Consider the following 18,014-nt stretch of genomic DNA (forward strand, 5'->3'; position numbering starts at 1 on the left):
ACGGGCCGCATTCTCGAAACACTCACATTTCGTGTATCTAGCGGTCGGCACGTTGATGTAATACGCTGATCTCACCAGCCCACCACCTCGAGGACGATCGATGAGCGTCGAAGCGAACACCCGGAAGATCGAGAAGAGCGTCGTCACCGACTTCAGTGACCGCATGAGTTACGGCTCGTACCTGGACCTCGACACGCTGCTCAGCGCTCAGAAGCCGGTGAGCACCCCCGAGCATCACGACGAACTGCTGTTCATCATCCAGCACCAGACCACCGAGCTGTGGCTCAAGCTCGTGCTGCACGAGACACTGGCCGCGCGAGCCGCATTCGATGCCGACGACATCGGTACCGCACTCAAGTGCGTCGCCAGGGTCAAGCACATTCAGAAGACGCTGACCGAGCAGTGGTCGGTGTTGGCCACGCTCACCCCGACGGAGTACTCCCAGTTCCGCGATTTCCTCGGCAACTCCTCGGGCTTCCAGTCGTATCAGTACCGCGCGGTGGAGTTCGTGCTGGGCAACAAGAACGCGGGCATGTTGAGGGTTTTCGAGTCCGATCCTGCTGCTCACGAACGGCTTTCGACCCTGCTGCACGAGCCCAGCCTGTACGACGCCTTCTGGCGATCGTTGGCACGGCAGGGCTACGACGTGCCGGCATCGGCGCTCGAGCGTGACGTCACCGCGGCATACACGTTCAACGAGGACCTGATGCCGTTGATCAAGTTCGTCTACGAGAACCACACCGAGCATTGGGCGGTATACGAAGCATTCGAGGAGTTCGTCGATCTGGAGGAGAACTTCCAGCTCTGGCGCTTTCGCCACATGCGCACGGTGCTGCGAACCATCGGAATGAAGAGCGGAACCGGGGGTTCCAGCGGTGTCGGGTTCTTGCAGAAAGCACTCGAACTCACCTTCTTCCCCGAATTACTCGCTGTGAGAACGGACATCGGCCGATGATGGAACGTGCAGTCGAACTCGACGACAAGGACCCGCTCCGCAGCTACCGCGACAAGTTCCTCGGTAGCGACGACCCGTCGATCACCGCGTATCTCGACGGCAATTCACTGGGCCGGCCCACGAAGGCCAGCGTCGAACGCATCAACACCTTCATGACCGAAGCCTGGGGCGGACGCCTGATCCGCGGCTGGGACGAGCACTGGTTCGACCTCCCCGTCACCATCGGCGACGCCCTGGCCGACGCCACCCTGGGGGCAGCGCCCGGGCAGACCACCATCGGCGACTCGACGACGGTACTGCTGTACAAGCTGGCGCGGGCGGCCATCGACATGCGACCCGGCCGCACCGAGATCGTCATCGACCGCGACAACTTCCCGACCGATCGCTACCTGCTCGAAGGTATTGCGGCGGAGACGAATATGACGCTTCGGTGGATCGAGACCGACCGCCGCGGTGGCATCACGCCGGAACAACTTGCCGAGGTGGTGGGTGAGAACACTGCCCTGGTGGTGATCACCCACGTTGCTTACCGTTCCGGTTTCCTCGTCGACGTGGCCGAGGCGACCCGCATCACGCACGAGGCCGGCGCGCTGATGCTGCTGGACGTGTGTCATTCCGTCGGTTCGGTGCCGCTCGAATTCGATTCGTGGGAAGTAGATCTGGCCGTCGGGTGCACCTACAAGTACCTCAACGGCGGTCCGGGATCGCCGGCGTTCGCGTACGTGCGCACTGATCTTCTGGCGGGCTTCGTCCAGCCGATCTGGGGCTGGATGGGCCGGGCCGATCCGTTCGAGATGGCGCAGGGTTACGTTCCGGCAGAGGGTATCCGACGCGTCATCAGTGGCACGCCGTCGGTGTTCGGGATGATCGCGATGCAGGACACCATCGAGATGATCGCCGAGGTGGGCATGGACGCGATCCGCGCGAAGTCCGTTGCGCTTACCGAATACGCCCTCGAACTCGTTCGCGAGATGCTGGTACCGCTCGGGGTGGAGATCGCCTCACCCGAGGACTCGGATCGACGCGGCGGTCACGTCACCATCGACCACCCGGAATTCAAGGCGATCACTGCTCGGCTGTGGGAGCAGGGCGTCATCCCGGATTATCGAGCACCACACGGTATTCGACTGGGGTTGAGCCCACTGAGTACCTCGTTCCGCGAGGTGTATCTGGGTATCGTGGCGATTCGTGACGAACTCCGCGACTAGCACCGCCGGGGCGATACTCGACGACTTCGAGTCGCGTCCGGGCAGCGTCACCTCGTTGGTACGCACGGTGCTCGGAGCCTACGTTCGCCCTCTCGGAGGGTGGTTCGCCATCGCCGATTTCGTTGTCTGGATGGACGCGCTCGCAGTGCCACCGGAGAGTACGCGCATCGCGGTGACGAGGCTGAAGAAGAAGGGCGTTCTCGAATCGGCCAATCGTGAGGGCCGCAACGGCTATCGGATCACCGAGCAGGCCGACGCAATGTTCGCCCGCGGAGACGGCCGAATCTTCGGGTTCCGGCGGATGTCCGACGGCGATCCATTTCGCTTGATCTCGTTCACCATTCCCGAGACGCAACGCGCAGCCCGCCATCAGCTGAGGCGTCGACTCACGTCGATAGGTTGTGGAACAGTCTCAGCAGGATTGTGGATCGCACCCGAACATCTCGCGGCGGAGGCCGTGGCCATCGTCGACGCGTTGGAGTTGGCGCAGTACGTCACGACGTTCGTCGCGTCCGAGGTCGCGCCTCCCGGCACGCTGCGTGAGAGCGCCGAGCAGTGGTGGGATCTGGCCGCAATCGCCGGTCGGCATCGGGCATTTCTCGACGCCCACGATGGCGGATCGGTGGCTCGAAATTCTCGCGACGCATTCGTCACGTTCGTGCCGTTGCTCGACGAGTGGCGCGTCATTCCCTATCTCGACCCGGGTCTTCCGCCGTCGATGACGCCGAAGGACTGGCCGGGCACCCGGGCCGTCGCCACCTTCGAGACGGCCCGGGAGCGGTATTTCGACCTCAGTGCGGAATGGGTCGGGCGCTAGCGATCCTGGTAGGACGGCTCGCGCTTCTTGATGTACGAGATGACGCGGTACGTGATCGGCATGACGATGACCTCGGCCAGCGTCTTCCACAGGAATCCGACGATGACGTAGTTGATGAAGTCGGTCCATGTGGTGATGCCGATGACTCCGGCCGCGATGGAGCAGAAGATCAGCGTGTCGAAGAATTCGCCGACGATGGTCGACCCGATCAGTCGCGCCCACAGGTGCTTTTCCTTGGTGCGTTCCTTGATCTTGACCAGGACGACGGAGTTGAGGAGCTGCCCGACGGTGTAGCCGGCGAGACCGGCGAGGACCAGGCGGGGGACGACGCCGACGACGCTCTCGAGCGCGGCCTGGTTCTCGTAGAACGAGGCGGCCGGGAGTTCGATGGCGATCCAGAAGCACACGGACGTGAGCAGCAGGGAGCCGAAACCGAGGTAGATCGCGCGGCGCGTGGCTTTGAAGCCGTAGACCTCGCTGAGCACGTCGCCGAGGATGTAGGCAAGGGGGAACAGGAAGAATGCGCCGTCGGTATTGATCGGCAGAATTTGGATCGGTCCGAGCATGACGTCGGACGAGGCGAAGAAGGCGACACCTTTGCTGGCGGCCACGTTCGAGATCAGCAGCGTCGCGACGAACAACGCGACGATGGTGGGGTAGTAGCCCCGGCTGATATGAGCGAACGTGGCCTGCCCAGACTCGGAGCCGCCGTCGGGGGCGGTGTGTTGGGTAGTAGTCACCCGACGATCCAAGCACCGAGACAACGATGGGCGCGAATCCCAGGGTGAGAAAAATGCAACCACCAGGCGGAATGCAGGTCAGGGGGTTGTGGGGTCGAATACCCACGGTTGGCGCGGTACCAGCGTCGGCTTCCATTGCTCGAGTAGTTCCTCGGCGTTCTTCGCACTCGGCACACCGAGGGAGGCGGTGATGAGCGTCCACGCGTCGGGTCGCTCGCGCAGCGTCACCGCGCCGTCCCGCTTGGCCAGTCGCTTGCCCTCGATGTTGAGCGCGAGGGGAACGTGGACGTACGTCGCGGGGGTGAGGCCGAGGAGTTGAGCGAGGTAGCCCTGCCGCGGGGCGGAGGTGAGGAGGTCGTCGCCGCGCACGATCTGGTCGACGCCTTGCGCGCCATCATCGACGACGACGGCAAGGTTGTAGGCGGGGACGCCGTCCGATCGGCGGAGGACGAAATCGTCCACCTGACCTCGGAACAGGCCGTGCAGCTGATCGACGATGGTGAATTCGGTTGTCTGGGAACGCAATCGAATAGCCGGTGGGCGGCCCTTGGCTGCTTTCTCGTCAGCGGTCAGGTTTCTGCAGGTTCCCGGGTACGCGCCGTCGGGTGCATGTGGTGCCGACGCGGCCTGCAGGATTTCCCGACGCGTGCAGAAGCACTCGTACGTCATCCCCGCTGCGCTGAGTGCGCGAATCGTGGCGTCGTAGACCTCCCGACGCTCGGATTGCCGCATGATCGGCCCGTCCCAGTCGATGCCGATAGCAGCCAGGTCATCGAGCTGGCGTTGTTCCGAGCCGGCTTTCACCCGATCGAGGTCCTCGACGCGCATGACGAACCGACGTTCGGTGGAGCGGGCGAACAGCCACGCCAACAATGCGGTTCGTACATTGCCGAGATGCAGATCGCCGGAGGGACTGGGAGCGAAGCGTCCGGCGGGCATGGAAACAGCTTAGGCTGTGCGCGATCAGGGAATGTCGAGAGTCAACGATGCTCCGTGCCGAACTCCGGCAACCCGCGAGACGCAGGAGCACAGCTTCCGGCTGGTGCCCCTCTGGGATTCGCTGAAGAAGACGTCGCGGTGGTCTATCGTGCCGTCGACGTCCAGGATATCGACCAGGCACAGCCCGCATTCACCTTTTCGGCAGTCGAACATCATGTCCGCACCTGCGCGCTCCAAAGCCTCGAGCATGGATTCGCCTGTGCCGACAGTCGTTTCGATACCGAGCCTCGGGATCGTGACGGTGAATTCCTGTGCGTCGAACCATCCGCTGTTGCCGAAGGTCTCGTAGCGAAGGTTCGGGAGCGGAAGTTCTCGATCCATCCAGGTTCGACGGACGGCGTCCATCAGCCTGATCGGGCCGCACATATACAGCTCGGTGGAATGGTCGACGCCGGTCATCATCGCCGCGACATCGAGACCGGTTCCTTCGTCGTCGACGTGAACGGCCAATCGATCACCATGTGCTGCAGCGAGTTCGGGTAGGAATGCCATGGCCGCACGGCTGCGTCCGACGTAGAGAAGTCGATAGTCCGCATCGACTCGACGCAGAGCCGCGGCCATGGCGGCGATTGCGGTGATTCCGATTCCTCCGGCGAGCAGAACGTAGCGCGGGGCACCGATGCGCAGCGGAAAATTCTGTAGCGGTGCAGTAATCGCCAGTTCGTCTCCGGGTGCGAGTGCATGCATGAACCGCGACCCACCACGCGAGGTCGGCGACAGGCGCACTCCCAGCGTCACGCTCATTCCGTCGCGTCCACCCGAGACGATCGAGTAGGACCGGATGTCACCGGTGTCGACAGTGACGTCGACGTGGGAACCGGGGGCAACCCGGCAGGGCTGCTCGGTACCGATGACGATCTGTGCAATGCTTTCCGCTGCCGGCTCGACGGACAGCACGGTGCCCCGGATCCAGCTGACCTTGTTGTCGGTCATGTCACTTCACCTGCGCCGTGGTGAACACGTCGAGATTGGTCGTGTGCGCTCGCTCGGTCTCGATCATCCGCTGAATGATGCGGCGAACCCACATGCCACCGGCGTCGATGTTGAGGTTGTAGAACTCGTGATCGGGGTTTGCATCGATGGCTTTCTGCTGTGCGGTCAGCATGGCCTCGTCCTCACCGAAGACGCCGTGAACCCCGTCGCGCAGTTGTGTTGTGATCGTTTGGCTTTCGAGCCGGTAGTTACGCATGAAAGCCCAGAAGTACAGCGCCGTGCGGTCACTGACGGGGGTGATCGTGTTCATGACGAAGCCGTTCACTCCCTGGCTGCGATCACCGTTCTCCGCTCCGGTGCCGGCCTTGGCAACTCCGACGTCGATGCAGATCGTGCCGGGTGCCTCGAACTTGATGATCTGCCAGCGATCGACCTTGCCACTGAAGTCGGGAAACTTGTCGCGCATGTTCTTCAGCCAGAACGGTGGAGCGTCGATGTTGTGCATCATGCGAGTGACGGTGACCGTGCGCTCGTCGTGAGTGACCTCGAAACCCGACTCGCTCAGTTCGTCTTGCCCGATCGTGGACGAATGAACGAATTCCTCGTGGGTGAGATCCATGAGGTTGTCCAAGACCAGCTGCCAGTTGGCGTCGACATCGATGGTGCGTCCATCGCCCGCCCACTCTGGTGAATCCATCTGGAACATGTCGGGAATGAGTGCGGGATCGGCCGCAGTGGGGTCTCCGGGCCATACCCATACGTAGCGGTGGCGCTGTTCGACCGGGAACGACGCAACCATCGCCGAGGGGTTGGTGGTCTCCTGGGCAGGCATCTTGGTGCAACGGCCGGCCGAGTTGTAACGCAGCCCGTGATACGGGCACTGAACCTCGTCGGCCCCGACGCGAACTCCCATGGACAGCGGTGCGAGCCGGTGCCAGCACGCATCGGCGAGAGCGACCGGACGGCCCTGCGCGGTGCGATACAGGGCCATGGGTTTTCCTGCCACGGTTCGGGAGATGAGACCGGTGCCGGTCAGCTCGTAGTCCCAGGCAGCGACGTACCAGGCGTTCAGTGGATAGGCCATGTTCTTGGCGGTTGCGCCGCCCGGTCCCAGATCGGTCATGTCGAAGTCCTGTCGTGTGCATCGCAGCGAAATAACTATGCACGTAGTTATTGAGTGATGTGAGGCACACACTAGCTATGGAATAGTGATCGGCAACACCGGCCGACGCGATCGAGGGACCATGAGTCTTCGTTATGCATTGATGGCGCTGCTCACTGCAGGCCCGGTGACCGGCTACGACGCGGCGAAGCGCTTCAGCGGTTCGGTCGGTCACGTATGGCATGCACCCGATTCACAGATCTATCCGGAACTACGACGCATGCAGACCGACGGCCTGATCGAGGGAGAACAGGTCCGATGGGGACCCCGTAGTACCAAGACGCGGTATCACCTGACGGACACCGGGCTGGACGACTTTCGACGCTGGATGTCCACCCCGCCCGGCCACGCTGCCGACCGCGATGTGCATCGGATGCAGGCTGCGTACCTGGAATGGACCGACCCGGAACACGCTCTGGCCATCCTGCGCGAGCACGTGGAGTACTTCACCGAGCAAGTCGACATGTATGAGGCGATCCGAGACGGAATCGAGGCCCGAACCGACCCCGCGATCAGACGGCGACTCGAAATGCGTCCCGAATTCGAGCACGACAGGATCGTTGCTTACAAAGTCTTCAGCTACTCGGGAATGATCTCGCGGGCTCGATCGGAAATCGAATGGGCAACCGCCGGTATCGAACTCGTGCGGCAACTCGAGGCAGCCGACAGTACAGACGGGTCGACGCAGATGTGACATGTGGCGGAAGGGGTTGAGTGCGCGGACATTCCGATTGGCTCGTCTAGGCCTGTGCAGCATTCGGCATCGATTCCGTGGGGGGAATCGGAAACCGCCAACGCTGCTTCGCTGTTCGTGCGGGTTTTCGAGCCCGCGCGATTCTTGCGACTGAGGCACGCTCGGGTGATGTCGAACTATGCGGCACCACCCGAGCGAGACTTTCGGCTATCCGCCGCTGGTGTTGAGTTCGCCATTGACGCCGGCGGGGAAGAATCCACCGGACGTAACCGGGGCGTGCATTGTCCAGCGACGCCGCCGGCGATCGGCTGGGCAACCCCGTCAGGAATTGACGGGTGAGTAGATCGGCGTCTGCGCCGCCCATGGCCGGCGCGTCCCACACGCGGGACTCGGGATCGAGAAAAACCGGATCCCGCGACCGGGCACCTGGAAGTCTTGTAGCGTCGAGGTCTGCTGAATCAGGCGAGACCTGTTGCCTTGGCGAGGTATTCGCGTGCCTCGCGGAACGTGCTCGCCACGCCACGTCCGGCTACGGCGCGGTAGCGGCTGAGCTGATCGTCGTCCAGGGCCGCGAGGACGGCTGTGTCGTCGGTGTGCATCCAACCCTGGTTGCGCACCAACTCGTGAATTCGCTTGCCGTGCAACGCCGAGATGCCCTCGACCCGAATGCCCAGCGGATCGGTGGAGGCCGCGAGGTAGTAGGCCTTCTTACTGGTGTGTCCGGCTTTGACTTTCTCTCGGAGCCGGAACACCGCGTCGGCAGCGGCATCGACGGCCGAGTTGTGCTCGTCGGAACCAGGCTCGGCGTCGGTCAGTCGCTGCAGCTCGGCGTCCAGTTTGGCGAGGAGGGTGCCGAGATATTCGAGATCGCTCATCGGGTCAATGATGCCTCATCGAACGGCGATCGAGTCAATTCGTGTGGCCATCCCACCAGCGTCCGCGCCTCGGATGCATCGTCACCCGGAAATTCGATCGAGCCATTCGGCCAACAACTGCCGCTCCGAATTGCTCAGTACGGCGATGTCGGAAATCGAGGCTCGCAGGGCGATTGCTGCACCGTGCGCAGAGCTCTCGGGATACCGAGGTGTGTCGGTGACGATGTGGCGTATGACGGCATCGAACAGCTCGTCGGCGAGTCCGACGTCGCGGCGATCGTGCGGCGTGCCGAGGATAGTCAGGACAGCACCCGTACCCGCGGCATGAATCAGCTCCACCGCGCGCTGCTCGGTGACCCGAAGTCTGCCAGTGCGGGCTATTCGTCGAATCCGTGCCGCGAGAACGGCTTCTCCTTCCCGGACCGCCGCAGAATCGGGCACTCGCGCAGGGTCGCTGAGCAGCGCGAACAAAGTCGGGTTGGCGATTCCAAACTCGATCTGCGCGCGCCATCCGGCTCTCAGATCCTCCACGGGGTCACCGTTCTCGGCGAGCTCGTTGTCGGCAAGCTCGGACTTGGTGGACACATAGGTCGCCATCACATGTTCGGCCACGGCGTCGAGCAGACCGTCCTTGTCCCCGAACAATCGGTAGATCGCCGGTGCCTGAACGCCGGCCGACTCGGCGACGCCGCGAGTCGTTACCGCCCCCGGGCCGTTTTCCTGCAGAAGCCGAGCTGCGGCGTCGACGATTCGTCGACGTGTGCTGTCTCTGGTGCTGGTCGGCGATTCCTTCACGTATCGACGATAACGCACTGTTGATATCACTGTGTTTCCAGTGATAGCTTCAATATAATTCCACTGATAACAGGAGTTGTCATGATCGTCATCACCGGAGCTACCGGGGCACTGAACGGTGCCACCGTCGAGCATCTACTCGAACTCGTTCCCCCCTCGGAGATCGCCGTCGCGGTTCGCGACGTGGCTCGGGCGAAGCGTTTCGCGGATCGAGGTGTTCAGGTGCGTCGAGGCGATTATGTCGACCCGGACTCGCTGACGACGGCGTTCGCGGGGGCAGATCAGGTGTTGCTCGTCTCGTCCAGCGATCCCGGCGCCGACGCGACAGCGTTGCATCGCAACGCGATCGACGCGGCGGTTGCCGCCGGTGCCGGACGCATTCTTTATACGAGTCATCAGGGCGCGGGGCTCGACAGTCCGTTCAGGCCTGCGCGCGATCACGCTGCGACCGAGCACATGTTGGCCGACAGCGGAGTGGCATGGACATCGTTGCGCAACGGCTTCTACGCACACAGTCTCGATGTGGTCATGGGCGATTGGCGTCGGACCGGTGGTGTATCCATACCCGTGGACGGCCCTGTGTCGTGGACCCATAGAGCAGATTCGGCCGAAGCTGCCGCCGCGATACTCGCGTCGGATGGCACCTATGACGGCCCCACGGTGTTGACGGCCGGCGATGCCCCGACAATGACCGAGGTGGCGGCCATCGCGTCGGAGGTCGTGGGTCGAGAGATCGAGGTATCGATCGTGGGCGAGGAGCAGTGGGTCGCCGATCGCGTGGCTGCAGGTGCGAACGAGTTCATGGCTCGCTTCGCCCTGGGCATCTTTCTCGCCGCCCACGACGGCCGATTCGCTGGTACCGACCCGCTGTTGGGCGAGCTGCTCGGCCGCGAACCACGAACCGCCCGTGACTTTCTCGTCGCGAGTGAACGCGCGGCATAACCAGGCCGTGCCCGTCACCGTTGCCTCCAGTCTATCGCCGGAGTGGGGGCTTGCGGCAAGGCCCCGTCGGTGGTGCACACTCTTCCGGCTACCGACACGGAGGAGTTCCTATGGCAGACATGGCGGATACACCCGAGCGATTTCGAGTGCACGAATCAGGTGCGTACTTTCATGGCACGAAGGCCGATCTCGACGCCGGTGACTTCCTGATCCCCGGCTATCGCTCGAATTACCGTCCCGAGCACATCTCGAACTACGTCTACATGACCAAGGTGCTGGACGGTGCCGTGCTCGCGGCCGAGATGGCCGTCGGGCAGGGGCGTCCTCGGGTCTACATCGTCCAGCCGACCGGCAGTGTCGAGGACGATCCGAACGTGACCGACAAGAAGTTCCCCGGCAACCCCACTCATTCCTACCGCAGCGCGGAACCGGTACGCATCGTCGACGAGATGACCGAGTGGGTCGGGCATTCACCCGAATACTTGAGCCGATTCAGGGAAGGTCTGGAGAAGTTGAGGCAGACGGGAAATGCGGTTCTCTACGACTAGCCGGTGACTTTTCGCGCGGACCCAGGTCCACACCAGCATGACGACACAGACAGTTTCCGTTCCCGGTGCAACCCTGACATACGACGTGATCGGAGAACTCGGGGCCGGGGTCACGCCCTTGGTGCTGATCGGCTCACCGATGGACGCGAGCGGGTTCGGCACGTTGGCATCGCACTTCGGCGACCGGGTGGTCGTCACGTACGACCCGCGAAATGTCGGCCGTAGTCGACGAGACGACACGACCGCCGCGGTCACCTTCGGTGAACATGCCGACGACCTGCATGCGGTGTTCACCGCCGTCGGGCATGGGCCCGTGGACGTGTTCGCCTCGAGCGGGGGTGCCGTGAACGCGCTGGTACTCGTCAGCAGATACCCGTCCGACGTTCGCACGTTGGTCGCGCACGAACCGCCCGCCGGAGGTGCTCTGCCGGACCACGACAACATCGCGACAGTATGCGCGAACATGGTGGCCACCTACGACGCTGACGGCCGCGGCCCGGCCATGGCTCAGTTCATCTCACTGCTCATGCACGCGGGACCGATCGACGACGCCTACTTCGAGCGCCCGGCACCGGACCCGGCGCAGTTCGGTCTCCCGACCGAGGATGACGGCACGCGCGACGACGCCCTGATGGCCAATATGCGCGGCGGCGGAGTCGATTTCGCACCCGACGTCGAGGCTGTGCGTGCCGCGCCCACCACAGTCGTGATCGGAGTCGGTGAAGAATCCGGCGGCCCTGAGGACGGGAGCATCGCCGCTCGCGCAGCGTATTCGACTGCGGCGCTCCTCGGATCGGAGCCGGTCGTCTTTCCCGGTGGCCACTCGGGCTTTCTCGGCGGCGAATTCGGCCAGACGGGTAAGCCGACCGAATTTGCCGAGAAATTGCGGAAAGTATTGAACTGAAGAACCATTCGTCCTACAACACCAGGAGAAATCATGGGCCTCATCACGCTGGAGCTGTTCGCCACCCTCGACCTCGTCGCGCAATCACCCGGTAGCCCGGAGGAGGATCCCGAGAATTTTCCCTACGGCGGCTGGCAGGCGCCTCTGCTCGACGAAGTTTCGGGAGGGCAGGTCGCCGCCGCCTACGACGGCACGGATGCGCTCCTGCTCGGCAGGCGGACCTATGACATCTTCGCCGCGTACTGGCCGAACCAGCACGATGCGTTCGCAACGTTGTTCAACACGATCCCGAAATACGTCGCCTCTCGAGGTACGCCCGATCTGGAATGGGACGGTTCGACCCAACTCGGACCGGACCTGGTCGGTGCTGTTCGGGAGATTCGAGACCGACACGACAACATCAAGGTGGTCGGAAGCCTCGATCTGGTCCAGACTCTGTTGCGCGAGAAGCTCTTCGACCGACTCGATCTGTGGGTGCATCCCATCCTTCTCGGAGTGGGAAAGAAAATATTCGCCGACGGCACCGTGCCCAGCAATCTGACGTTGCTCGAGCCACCGGCCGTCGGCGGCAAAGGCACCGTGTATCTGCGGTACGGCCTCGACGCGGGAACCCCGGAAGTCGGCAATATGGACGACGTACTGGGCGACTGATGCGGCCGAACGCTCACTTCTTCTGGCGTCGACTTCCGCCGTGCCAGTCCTGTTGCACGCCGGCCTCGTCCTCCTGAACTCCTAGTGCTTTGAGCTGGGGAAGCTCACGTAGGCTTCGCTTCAGTTCGGCGAAGCCGGAGAATCGAGCGAGGCCGATCACGTTGTCCCACAGCGGTACTGCCTCTTCGTCGCTGGGAAGCCTGCTGATCACCGGGCCGAAGAATGCGACACCGTCCGGCGGCTCGAAGGCGATGATGGGAGTGCCGACGTCCTTGCCGGTCAGCGACAGCGCGTGATCGGTCTCGGCTCGGATCTCCTCGTCGAGAGACGAATTATCCAGTGCCGCAGTGTGACGGGTGGGCAGCCCGAGTTCTTCGAGAATCGGCCCCAGAAATTCCGCCGTGCCGCGATACCCATGGCTCGTCGCGTCGTCGGGCACCACCTCGGTGTCGAAGATGCGAGTGCCGAGCGCCTCGTACAGCGGCCCGATCGCGGCAGACCCGTGCTCACGACGGATGTCCGCGGCGGCCCGCAACAGTCGCAGGCCCGCAGTATGGCCGGCCTCGTACTCGGGCGGGAAGTGCGCGTCGTAGTCGATGTGGGAATTGAGCAGCCGAAGCGAGATGAACCGCCAGTCGACGGTGTAGTCACGCTGAGCCTGGACCTTGCGAACCCATTTACTGGTCATCCACGCGAACGGGCACACCGGATCGAAATAGAAATCGATATCGGACATCAGGCAACTCTCCTTGTGGGGCGTAGGGTCCGTGCGTTCATTTCTCACCCAGCAGAGCCGAGCGCTGTTCGTCGACGACCGATCGAATTGCGTCGATCACCGCGGACACTTCTGGTCGTCTGAGAGTTTCGGTACGGGTGACGAGCCAGTAGGTCAATCGCACCGCGATGGCGTCGGGCAGGATTCGTTGTAAGTCGGAATGCCGGTCGGCCATGAAGCACGGCAACAGTCCGATGCCCGCCGACGCTCGCGTGGCCTCGACGTGGACGAACACGTTGGTCGACGTCACCGATTCGCGCATCGTCGGGGTGAAGTTGGGGGCCAGGTCGAGATCGTCGACGTGGAGCATCGAGTCGATGAAGTAGATCAACGGATGGGCGGCGAGGTCGGCCGGCACCCGCGGCGTGCCGTGCTCGCTCACATAGGTCTGCGACGCGTACAGACCCAGCACGTAATCGCCGAGCCGGATGGCCTCGGCGCGATGCACCTGTGGTTGGCCGACGACGATCTCGATGTCCAGCCCGGACCGTTGCCTCGACGCGCGTCTGGTGGTCGCGACGATCTCCACCGACACCAGCGGATGGGTACGTTGCACGCGAGCCGCCGCAGGAGCTGCGATGTAGGCACTGAATCCGTCTGTCGCCGAGATGCGCACGACGCCCTTCAGTGCACTCGCGTCGCTCGACACCAACGTCTGCAGTGCATTTTCCACGACCTCGGCAGCAGCGAGGGCACCGCGCCCCAGCTGGGTGAGTTCCCAGCCTCCACCGGCTCGGGTGAGCACTCGGCCACCGAGGTTGTCCTCTAGTGCGGCGATGCGTCGGGAGATGGTCGTGTGGTTGATGCCCAGGTCGTCGGCCGCGGAGCTGTAGCGACCGGTCCGAGAGACGGCGAGCAGGACCAGTAGGTCGTCAGCACTGGGGACCTTCCCGTCGCCGCGTGTCATGTGTGCAGTTTTGCAGATCGAACCTGCGTCCATGCCTCTTGCGCAGAAAAACATCTGCACCAATACTCAGACCAACACCGCTACATGTGTGGTCCGTCACAAGCGCGACCGCACAGTGCCCAGCAACACAGGAGAGAACATGAGCGTCGACAAGTCGCTGACCGAACGATCCGAACCGGATCCCGATGCCACCCCCGCAGGCCTGAAGAAGGTCGTCGGCGCATCGATGGCCGGCACCATCGTCGAGTGGTACGAGTTCTTCCTTTACGGCACCGCCGCAACCCTTGTGTTCAGCAAGATCTTCTTCGCGGCCGGAACCAGTGAGCTCGACGCAATCCTCGCCGCCTTCGTCACGTACGCCGTCGGCTTCGTCGCACGGCCGTTGGGCGGCATCGTCTTCGGTCACTACGGCGACAAGTACGGCAGAAAGAAGTTGCTGCAGTTCAGCCTCGTCCTCGTCGGCGGGGCCACCTTCCTCATGGGCTGCCTCCCGACGTTCGAGGCGATCGGCTACTGGGCTCCGGCATTGCTGGTGACGCTGCGATTCATCCAGGGCTTCGCTGTCGGCGGAGAGTGGGGAGGCGCGGTTCTCCTTGTCGCAGAACACAGCCCGAACAAGAGCCGCGGCTTCTGGGCCAGCTGGCCGCAGGCAGGTGTGCCCGCCGGTAACCTGCTCGCCACCGTCGCACTGCTCGTCCTGACGACCACGCTGTCCGACGAGGCCTTCCTCAGCTGGGGCTGGCGCGTGGCGTTCTGGCTCTCTGCCGTCATCGTTTTCGTCGGCTACTACATCCGTACCAAGGTCTCCGACGCCCCGATCTTCGTCGAGGCGCACAAGCAGGCCGAGGTCATCAAGGCCGCGTCGTACGGTGTCTTCGAGGTCGTCAAGCGTTACCCGCGTGGTGTGTTCACCGCCATGGGCCTGCGCTTCGGTGAGAACGTCATGTACTACCTGGTGGTCACCTTCTCGATCACGTACCTCAAGGTCGAGGTGGGTACCGACACCTCCACGATCCTGTGGTGGATGCTCATTGCACACGCCATCCACTTCTGCACGATTCCGTTGGTGGGCAAGCTCGCCGACCGCATCGGCCGTCGTCCCGTCTACTTCGCCGGTGCCCTCACTGCAGCAACGTGGGGCTTCTTCGCGTTCCCGATGATGAACAGTGGTCACAATGTCGTGATCCTGCTGGCCATCATCATCGGCCTGATGTTCCACGCCTTCATGTACGCCACGCAGCCGGCCATCATGGCCGAGATGTTCCCGACGCGGATGCGGTACTCCGGTGTGTCCCTGGGCTATCAGGTCACCTCGATCGTCGCCGGCTCGCTTGCCCCGATCATCGCGGTGAAGCTGCTCGACATCTACGGCTCGTCCGTTCCGATCGCCGTCTACCTGGCCGTGGCCTGCGCTATCACGGTCGTGGCGGTCATCGTGGCCCGGGAGACGAAGGGATTGGCGCTCGAGAGCATCGACATCGCCGACGCCAAGAACCTCGCCACCGAAGCCGAGCTGGCCAAGGCCGGCCTGCTCGATCAGACTGCACAGCGGTGACCGACCTGACCGGACGCTCCGCCCTCGTCACCGGGGGAGCGTCCGGCATCGGGGCCGCGTGTGCGCGCGAGCTCGCCGAGCGTGGTGCTCGCGTCACCGTCGCCGACGTGAACGAGGTTGCCGCAAAGGAATTGGCGTCGGAGATCGGCGGCGAGGTGTGGTCGGTCGACCTGCTCGACACCACCGCACTGGACGAACTTCGGCTCGACGTCGACATCCTGGTCAACAATGCCGGTATCCAAACCGTCGCACCGATCGTCGACTTCGACCCCGCCGCATTCCGTCGAATTCAGACGCTGATGGTCGAGGCTCCGTTCCTGCTCATCCGAGCTGCGTTGCCGCACATGTACTCTCGCGGCTTCGGTCGCGTGATCAACCTGTCCTCGGTACACGGACTGCGGGCGTCGGAATTCAAGGTCGCCTACGTCACCGCCAAACATGCACTCGAAGGACTGTCGAAAGTGACCGCCCTCGAAGGTGCAGCCCACGGCGTGACGAGCAACTGCGTCAACCCCGGTTACGTCCGCACACCCCTGGTGGAAAAACAGATCGCCGATCAAGCCAAGGCGCACGACATCCCCGAGAACGAAGTACTCGAGAAAGTACTGCTGACCGAGGCCGCCATCAAGAGACTCGTCGAACCCGCCGAAGTCGCCTCACTGGTGGGTTGGTTGTCCTCCGAGAACGCGGGCATGGTGACAGGTGCCTCGTACACCATGGACGGTGGTTGGTCGGCTCGCTAGATTTCTGCCGCCCGCCCATCCGGTGTCAATGGTCCACTGCACACGTCTGGGAGCGTCAATGTGACATCGACGCGAAATCGTGAACTGGGTGAATGGTCCGTTGCATACGTCTGACCGGTGTGCAAGGGTCCATTGACGCGAACCAGGGCGGGCGACACGGATCGACCGAGCGGCCTGTCCCGAACAGCAAGAAGCCCCCGTGACGTGTCACGGGGGCTCCTCTGGCGGAGGATAGGGGATTTGAACCCCTGAGGGCGTTAACCCAACCCGCGTTCCAGGCGAGCGCCATAGGCCACTAGGCGAATCCTCCGTGGGGGAGCTTACCCGGTTACCCCCGTCATCTCCCAAATCGGGAGGCGCGAAGGGTGGTGATGTGCTCCTCGACGGGAGGCGGCTACACTTGCCGATGGATCCCGCGCGGCGCGCATCCTGTGAACTCCCCCAGGGCCGGAAGGCAGCAAGGGTCAATGGGCTCTGCCGGGTGCGCGGGGTCCCCTTTATTTCAGTGACGTCGACACTGTCCGGGGAACCCAGTCACCGAGAGGCCGCTCCGCATGCCAGCGCAAACCCAGTTGGGTCTGATGAACCATGAGGAGCTTGTCTCCGAGCACGAGCGGCAGAGCGCGAAATACAACCAGCTCAAAGCCGAGAATCTGACGCTGGATCTCACTCGCGGCAAGCCCTCGCCCGAGCAGCTCGATCTCGCTGCCGATCTGTTGACGCTGCCCGGCGCGGATTACAGGGACGGCAACGGCACCGATTGTCGCAATTACGGTGGCCTGGCCGGTCTGCCGGAACTGCGCGCCATTTTCGGCGAGTTGCTCGGTATCCCGGTGAAGAATCTTCTGGCCGGCAACAATGCCAGTCTCGAGATCATGCAGGACCTGGTGGTCTGGGCTTTGCTGCACGGCCTGCCGGACTCGCCGCGTGCGTGGTCGGCGGAGCCGAACGTTCGCTTCCTGTGCCCGGCCCCCGGCTACGACCGTCATTTCGCCATCACCGAGAGCTTCGGCATCGAGATGATCCCGGTTCCGATGGGTCCCGACGGACCGGACGTGCACGAGATTGCCACCTTGGTGGCGTCGGATCCGCAGATCAAGGGCATGTGGGTGGTGCCCAACTACGCCAATCCCACCGGAGCGGTCTACTCCGAAGAGGTCGTTCGCGCGCTGGCCACCATGCCCGCTGCTGCGCCTGACTTCCGGCTGTTCTGGGACAACGCCTACGCGGTGCACCCGCTGGGCGAGGAGTTCGCGCCGTCCTACGACGTGCTCGGCATGGCGGCCGAGGCGGGTTTCCCCAATCGTGCGTTCGTGTTCGCGTCGACGTCGAAGATCACGTTCGCCGGAGCGGGCGTCAGCTTCTACGGAAGTTCCGAGGAGAACCTCGCCTGGTATCAGAAGCACCTCGGCAAGAAGAGCATCGGACCGGACAAGCTCAACCAGCTACGTCACCTGCGTTTCTTCGGTGACGCCGAGGGGGTGCGGGCTCACATGGCCAAGCACCGCGAGATTCTGAAGCCCAAGTTCGCGCTGGTGCAGCAGATTCTCGAGGATCGGCTCGGTGCGTCGAAGATCGCGTCGTGGACCGAACCCAAGGGCGGTTACTTCATCAGCCTCGACGTGCTCGAGGGCACGGCGGCTCGGTCGATCGCGCTGGCCAAGGACGCCGGAATTGCTCTGACGGCCGCCGGCTCCGCCTTCCCGTACGGAAAAGATCCGGAAGACAAGAACATTCGCCTGGCCCCGAGCTTCCCCTCGCTCGGTGAGCTGGAGAAGTCGATGGACGGCGTCGCGACCTGCGTTCTACTG

General features: G+C 63.3%; 19 protein-coding genes, 1 tRNA gene and 1 other RNA gene. 12 read left to right on the top strand and 9 right to left on the bottom strand.

Translation table 11 applies throughout. The features are described 5' to 3' along the window. The first annotated feature begins 100 nt into the window (after nt 1-100). The 3 genes from ACFI9K_RS12905 to ACFI9K_RS12915 are packed head-to-tail and all read left to right on the top strand — an operon-like array spanning nt 101 to nt 2,980. Entirely contained in the window at nt 101-955 is an 855-nt protein-coding gene (locus ACFI9K_RS12905; RefSeq protein WP_462663859.1) for a tryptophan 2,3-dioxygenase, read from the top strand. Continuing rightward, nucleotides 955-2,163 carry a kynureninase gene (locus ACFI9K_RS12910; RefSeq protein ID WP_462663890.1) on the top strand — a complete coding sequence of 403 codons (1,209 nt, stop codon included), beginning with the start codon at nt 955-957 and terminating at the stop codon, nt 2,161-2,163. Before ACFI9K_RS12905 ends, ACFI9K_RS12910 begins: the two co-directional genes overlap by 1 nt. After that, on the top strand, nt 2,144-2,980 hold the full coding sequence (locus ACFI9K_RS12915; protein ID WP_462663860.1) for a PaaX family transcriptional regulator: 837 nt from the start codon (nt 2,144-2,146) through the stop codon (nt 2,978-2,980). The genes ACFI9K_RS12910 and ACFI9K_RS12915 overlap by 20 nt, the downstream gene beginning before the upstream one ends. Here the strand turns inward: ACFI9K_RS12915 and ACFI9K_RS12920 are convergent. From ACFI9K_RS12920 to ACFI9K_RS12935, 4 genes are all read right to left on the bottom strand, one after another. After that, nucleotides 2,977-3,720 carry a queuosine precursor transporter gene (locus ACFI9K_RS12920; RefSeq protein WP_222095514.1) on the bottom strand — a complete coding sequence of 248 codons (744 nt, stop codon included), beginning with the start codon at nt 3,718-3,720 and terminating at the stop codon, nt 2,977-2,979. The genes ACFI9K_RS12915 and ACFI9K_RS12920 overlap by 4 nt on opposite strands. Before the next feature lie 78 nt (nt 3,721-3,798). Then, nucleotides 3,799-4,659, bottom strand: coding sequence for a tRNA glutamyl-Q(34) synthetase GluQRS (gene gluQRS, locus ACFI9K_RS12925; protein WP_462663861.1), 861 nt, complete (start codon nt 4,657-4,659; stop codon nt 3,799-3,801). A gap of 24 nt (nt 4,660-4,683) precedes the next feature. Continuing rightward, entirely contained in the window at nt 4,684-5,652 is a 969-nt protein-coding gene (locus ACFI9K_RS12930) for a PDR/VanB family oxidoreductase (RefSeq protein ID WP_462663862.1), read from the bottom strand. A gap of 1 nt (nt 5,653) precedes the next feature. Next, nucleotides 5,654-6,775: an aromatic ring-hydroxylating dioxygenase subunit alpha gene (locus ACFI9K_RS12935; RefSeq protein WP_462663863.1), complete on the bottom strand. Its 1,122-nt coding sequence runs from the start codon at nt 6,773-6,775 to the stop codon at nt 5,654-5,656. A gap of 121 nt (nt 6,776-6,896) precedes the next feature. Between ACFI9K_RS12935 and ACFI9K_RS12940 the strand changes: the two genes are divergently transcribed. Continuing rightward, on the top strand, nt 6,897-7,508 hold the full coding sequence (locus ACFI9K_RS12940; protein ID WP_462663864.1) for a PadR family transcriptional regulator: 612 nt from the start codon (nt 6,897-6,899) through the stop codon (nt 7,506-7,508). A gap of 458 nt (nt 7,509-7,966) precedes the next feature. Here the strand turns inward: ACFI9K_RS12940 and ACFI9K_RS12945 are convergent, their stop codons facing one another. Then, nucleotides 7,967-8,383 carry a phosphate acetyltransferase gene (locus ACFI9K_RS12945; RefSeq protein WP_462663865.1) on the bottom strand — a complete coding sequence of 139 codons (417 nt, stop codon included), beginning with the start codon at nt 8,381-8,383 and terminating at the stop codon, nt 7,967-7,969. A gap of 81 nt (nt 8,384-8,464) precedes the next feature. Further along, nucleotides 8,465-9,178 (bottom strand): TetR/AcrR family transcriptional regulator, encoded by a 714-nt coding sequence (locus ACFI9K_RS12950; RefSeq protein ID WP_462663866.1) that lies wholly within the window; start codon nt 9,176-9,178, stop codon nt 8,465-8,467. Between the two features lie 81 nt (nt 9,179-9,259). Between ACFI9K_RS12950 and ACFI9K_RS12955 the strand changes: the two genes are divergently transcribed. The 4 genes from ACFI9K_RS12955 to ACFI9K_RS12970 all read left to right on the top strand — a co-directional run bounded on the left by ACFI9K_RS12955 (nt 9,260) and on the right by ACFI9K_RS12970 (nt 12,223). Then, nucleotides 9,260-10,120, top strand: a complete 861-nt coding sequence (locus ACFI9K_RS12955) for an NmrA family NAD(P)-binding protein (RefSeq protein WP_462663867.1) — start codon at nt 9,260-9,262, stop codon at nt 10,118-10,120. A 119-nt stretch (nt 10,121-10,239) separates the two neighbouring features. After that, entirely contained in the window at nt 10,240-10,668 is a 429-nt protein-coding gene (gene arr, locus ACFI9K_RS12960; RefSeq protein WP_462663891.1) for an NAD(+)--rifampin ADP-ribosyltransferase, read from the top strand. 37 nt (nt 10,669-10,705) lie between these two features. Then, nucleotides 10,706-11,572, top strand: coding sequence for an alpha/beta fold hydrolase (locus ACFI9K_RS12965; RefSeq protein WP_462663868.1), 867 nt, complete (start codon nt 10,706-10,708; stop codon nt 11,570-11,572). Between the two features lie 33 nt (nt 11,573-11,605). Next, the gene (locus ACFI9K_RS12970) at nt 11,606-12,223 is read left to right on the top strand and encodes a dihydrofolate reductase family protein (RefSeq protein ID WP_462663869.1); all 618 of its coding nucleotides are present in this window, start codon (nt 11,606-11,608) and stop codon (nt 12,221-12,223) included. Between the two features lie 13 nt (nt 12,224-12,236). Here the strand turns inward: ACFI9K_RS12970 and ACFI9K_RS12975 are convergent, their stop codons facing one another. Together ACFI9K_RS12975 and ACFI9K_RS12980 are read right to left on the bottom strand one after the other, a co-directional pair. Beyond that, nucleotides 12,237-12,959: a mycothiol-dependent nitroreductase Rv2466c family protein gene (locus ACFI9K_RS12975; protein ID WP_462663870.1), complete on the bottom strand. Its 723-nt coding sequence runs from the start codon at nt 12,957-12,959 to the stop codon at nt 12,237-12,239. Between the two features lie 37 nt (nt 12,960-12,996). Continuing rightward, entirely contained in the window at nt 12,997-13,905 is a 909-nt protein-coding gene (locus ACFI9K_RS12980; protein ID WP_462663871.1) for a LysR family transcriptional regulator, read from the bottom strand. A gap of 139 nt (nt 13,906-14,044) precedes the next feature. Between ACFI9K_RS12980 and ACFI9K_RS12985 the strand changes: the two genes are divergently transcribed. Together ACFI9K_RS12985 and ACFI9K_RS12990 are read left to right on the top strand one after the other, a co-directional pair. Beyond that, nucleotides 14,045-15,460, top strand: coding sequence for an MFS transporter (locus tag ACFI9K_RS12985; RefSeq protein WP_222095531.1), 1,416 nt, complete (start codon nt 14,045-14,047; stop codon nt 15,458-15,460). Next, a complete protein-coding gene (locus tag ACFI9K_RS12990; protein ID WP_462663872.1) occupies nt 15,457-16,203 on the top strand; it encodes a 3-hydroxybutyrate dehydrogenase in 747 nt (248 codons plus the stop codon). The genes ACFI9K_RS12985 and ACFI9K_RS12990 overlap by 4 nt, the downstream gene beginning before the upstream one ends. Before the next feature lie 222 nt (nt 16,204-16,425). On the opposite strand, the gene ACFI9K_RS12995 is transcribed toward ACFI9K_RS12990, so the two are convergent. Further along, nucleotides 16,426-16,513: transfer RNA gene (locus ACFI9K_RS12995), tRNA-Ser, on the bottom strand. Nucleotides 16,514-16,608: 95 nt separating this feature from the next. Between ACFI9K_RS12995 and ffs the strand changes: the two genes are divergently transcribed. Both ffs and ACFI9K_RS13005 read left to right on the top strand, forming a co-directional pair. After that, an RNA gene (gene ffs, locus ACFI9K_RS13000) (signal recognition particle sRNA small type) lies at nt 16,609-16,703 on the top strand. A gap of 54 nt (nt 16,704-16,757) precedes the next feature. Continuing rightward, nucleotides 16,758-18,014, top strand: a 1,257-nt coding sequence (locus tag ACFI9K_RS13005) for an aminotransferase class I/II-fold pyridoxal phosphate-dependent enzyme (RefSeq protein WP_462663873.1), incomplete at its 3' end; no start/stop codon positions are given.

It is taken from the genome of Rhodococcus sp. PSi06 (genome assembly GCF_054960675.1).

Bases quoted from the DNA above. Each gene is read 5' to 3' on its own strand.
- ACFI9K_RS12905 (WP_462663859.1), top strand. From the start codon at position 101: ATGAGCGTCGAAGCGAACACCCGGAAGATCGAGAAGAGCGTCGTCACC.
- ACFI9K_RS12910 (WP_462663890.1), top strand. From the start codon at position 955: ATGGAACGTGCAGTCGAACTCGACGACAAGGACCCGCTCCGCAGCTAC.
- gluQRS (WP_462663861.1), bottom strand. From the start codon at position 4,659: ATGCCCGCCGGACGCTTCGCTCCCAGTCCCTCCGGCGATCTGCATCTC.
- ACFI9K_RS12930 (WP_462663862.1), bottom strand. From the start codon at position 5,652: ATGACCGACAACAAGGTCAGCTGGATCCGGGGCACCGTGCTGTCCGTC.
- ACFI9K_RS12935 (WP_462663863.1), bottom strand. From the start codon at position 6,775: ATGACCGATCTGGGACCGGGCGGCGCAACCGCCAAGAACATGGCCTAT.
- ACFI9K_RS12940 (WP_462663864.1), top strand. From the start codon at position 6,897: ATGAGTCTTCGTTATGCATTGATGGCGCTGCTCACTGCAGGCCCGGTG.
- ACFI9K_RS12945 (WP_462663865.1), bottom strand. From the start codon at position 8,383: ATGAGCGATCTCGAATATCTCGGCACCCTCCTCGCCAAACTGGACGCC.
- ACFI9K_RS12955 (WP_462663867.1), top strand. From the start codon at position 9,260: ATGATCGTCATCACCGGAGCTACCGGGGCACTGAACGGTGCCACCGTC.
- arr (WP_462663891.1), top strand. From the start codon at position 10,240: ATGGCGGATACACCCGAGCGATTTCGAGTGCACGAATCAGGTGCGTAC.
- ACFI9K_RS12965 (WP_462663868.1), top strand. From the start codon at position 10,706: ATGACGACACAGACAGTTTCCGTTCCCGGTGCAACCCTGACATACGAC.
- ACFI9K_RS12970 (WP_462663869.1), top strand. From the start codon at position 11,606: ATGGGCCTCATCACGCTGGAGCTGTTCGCCACCCTCGACCTCGTCGCG.
- ACFI9K_RS12975 (WP_462663870.1), bottom strand. From the start codon at position 12,959: ATGTCCGATATCGATTTCTATTTCGATCCGGTGTGCCCGTTCGCGTGG.
- ACFI9K_RS12980 (WP_462663871.1), bottom strand. From the start codon at position 13,905: ATGACACGCGGCGACGGGAAGGTCCCCAGTGCTGACGACCTACTGGTC.
- ACFI9K_RS12985 (WP_222095531.1), top strand. From the start codon at position 14,045: ATGAGCGTCGACAAGTCGCTGACCGAACGATCCGAACCGGATCCCGAT.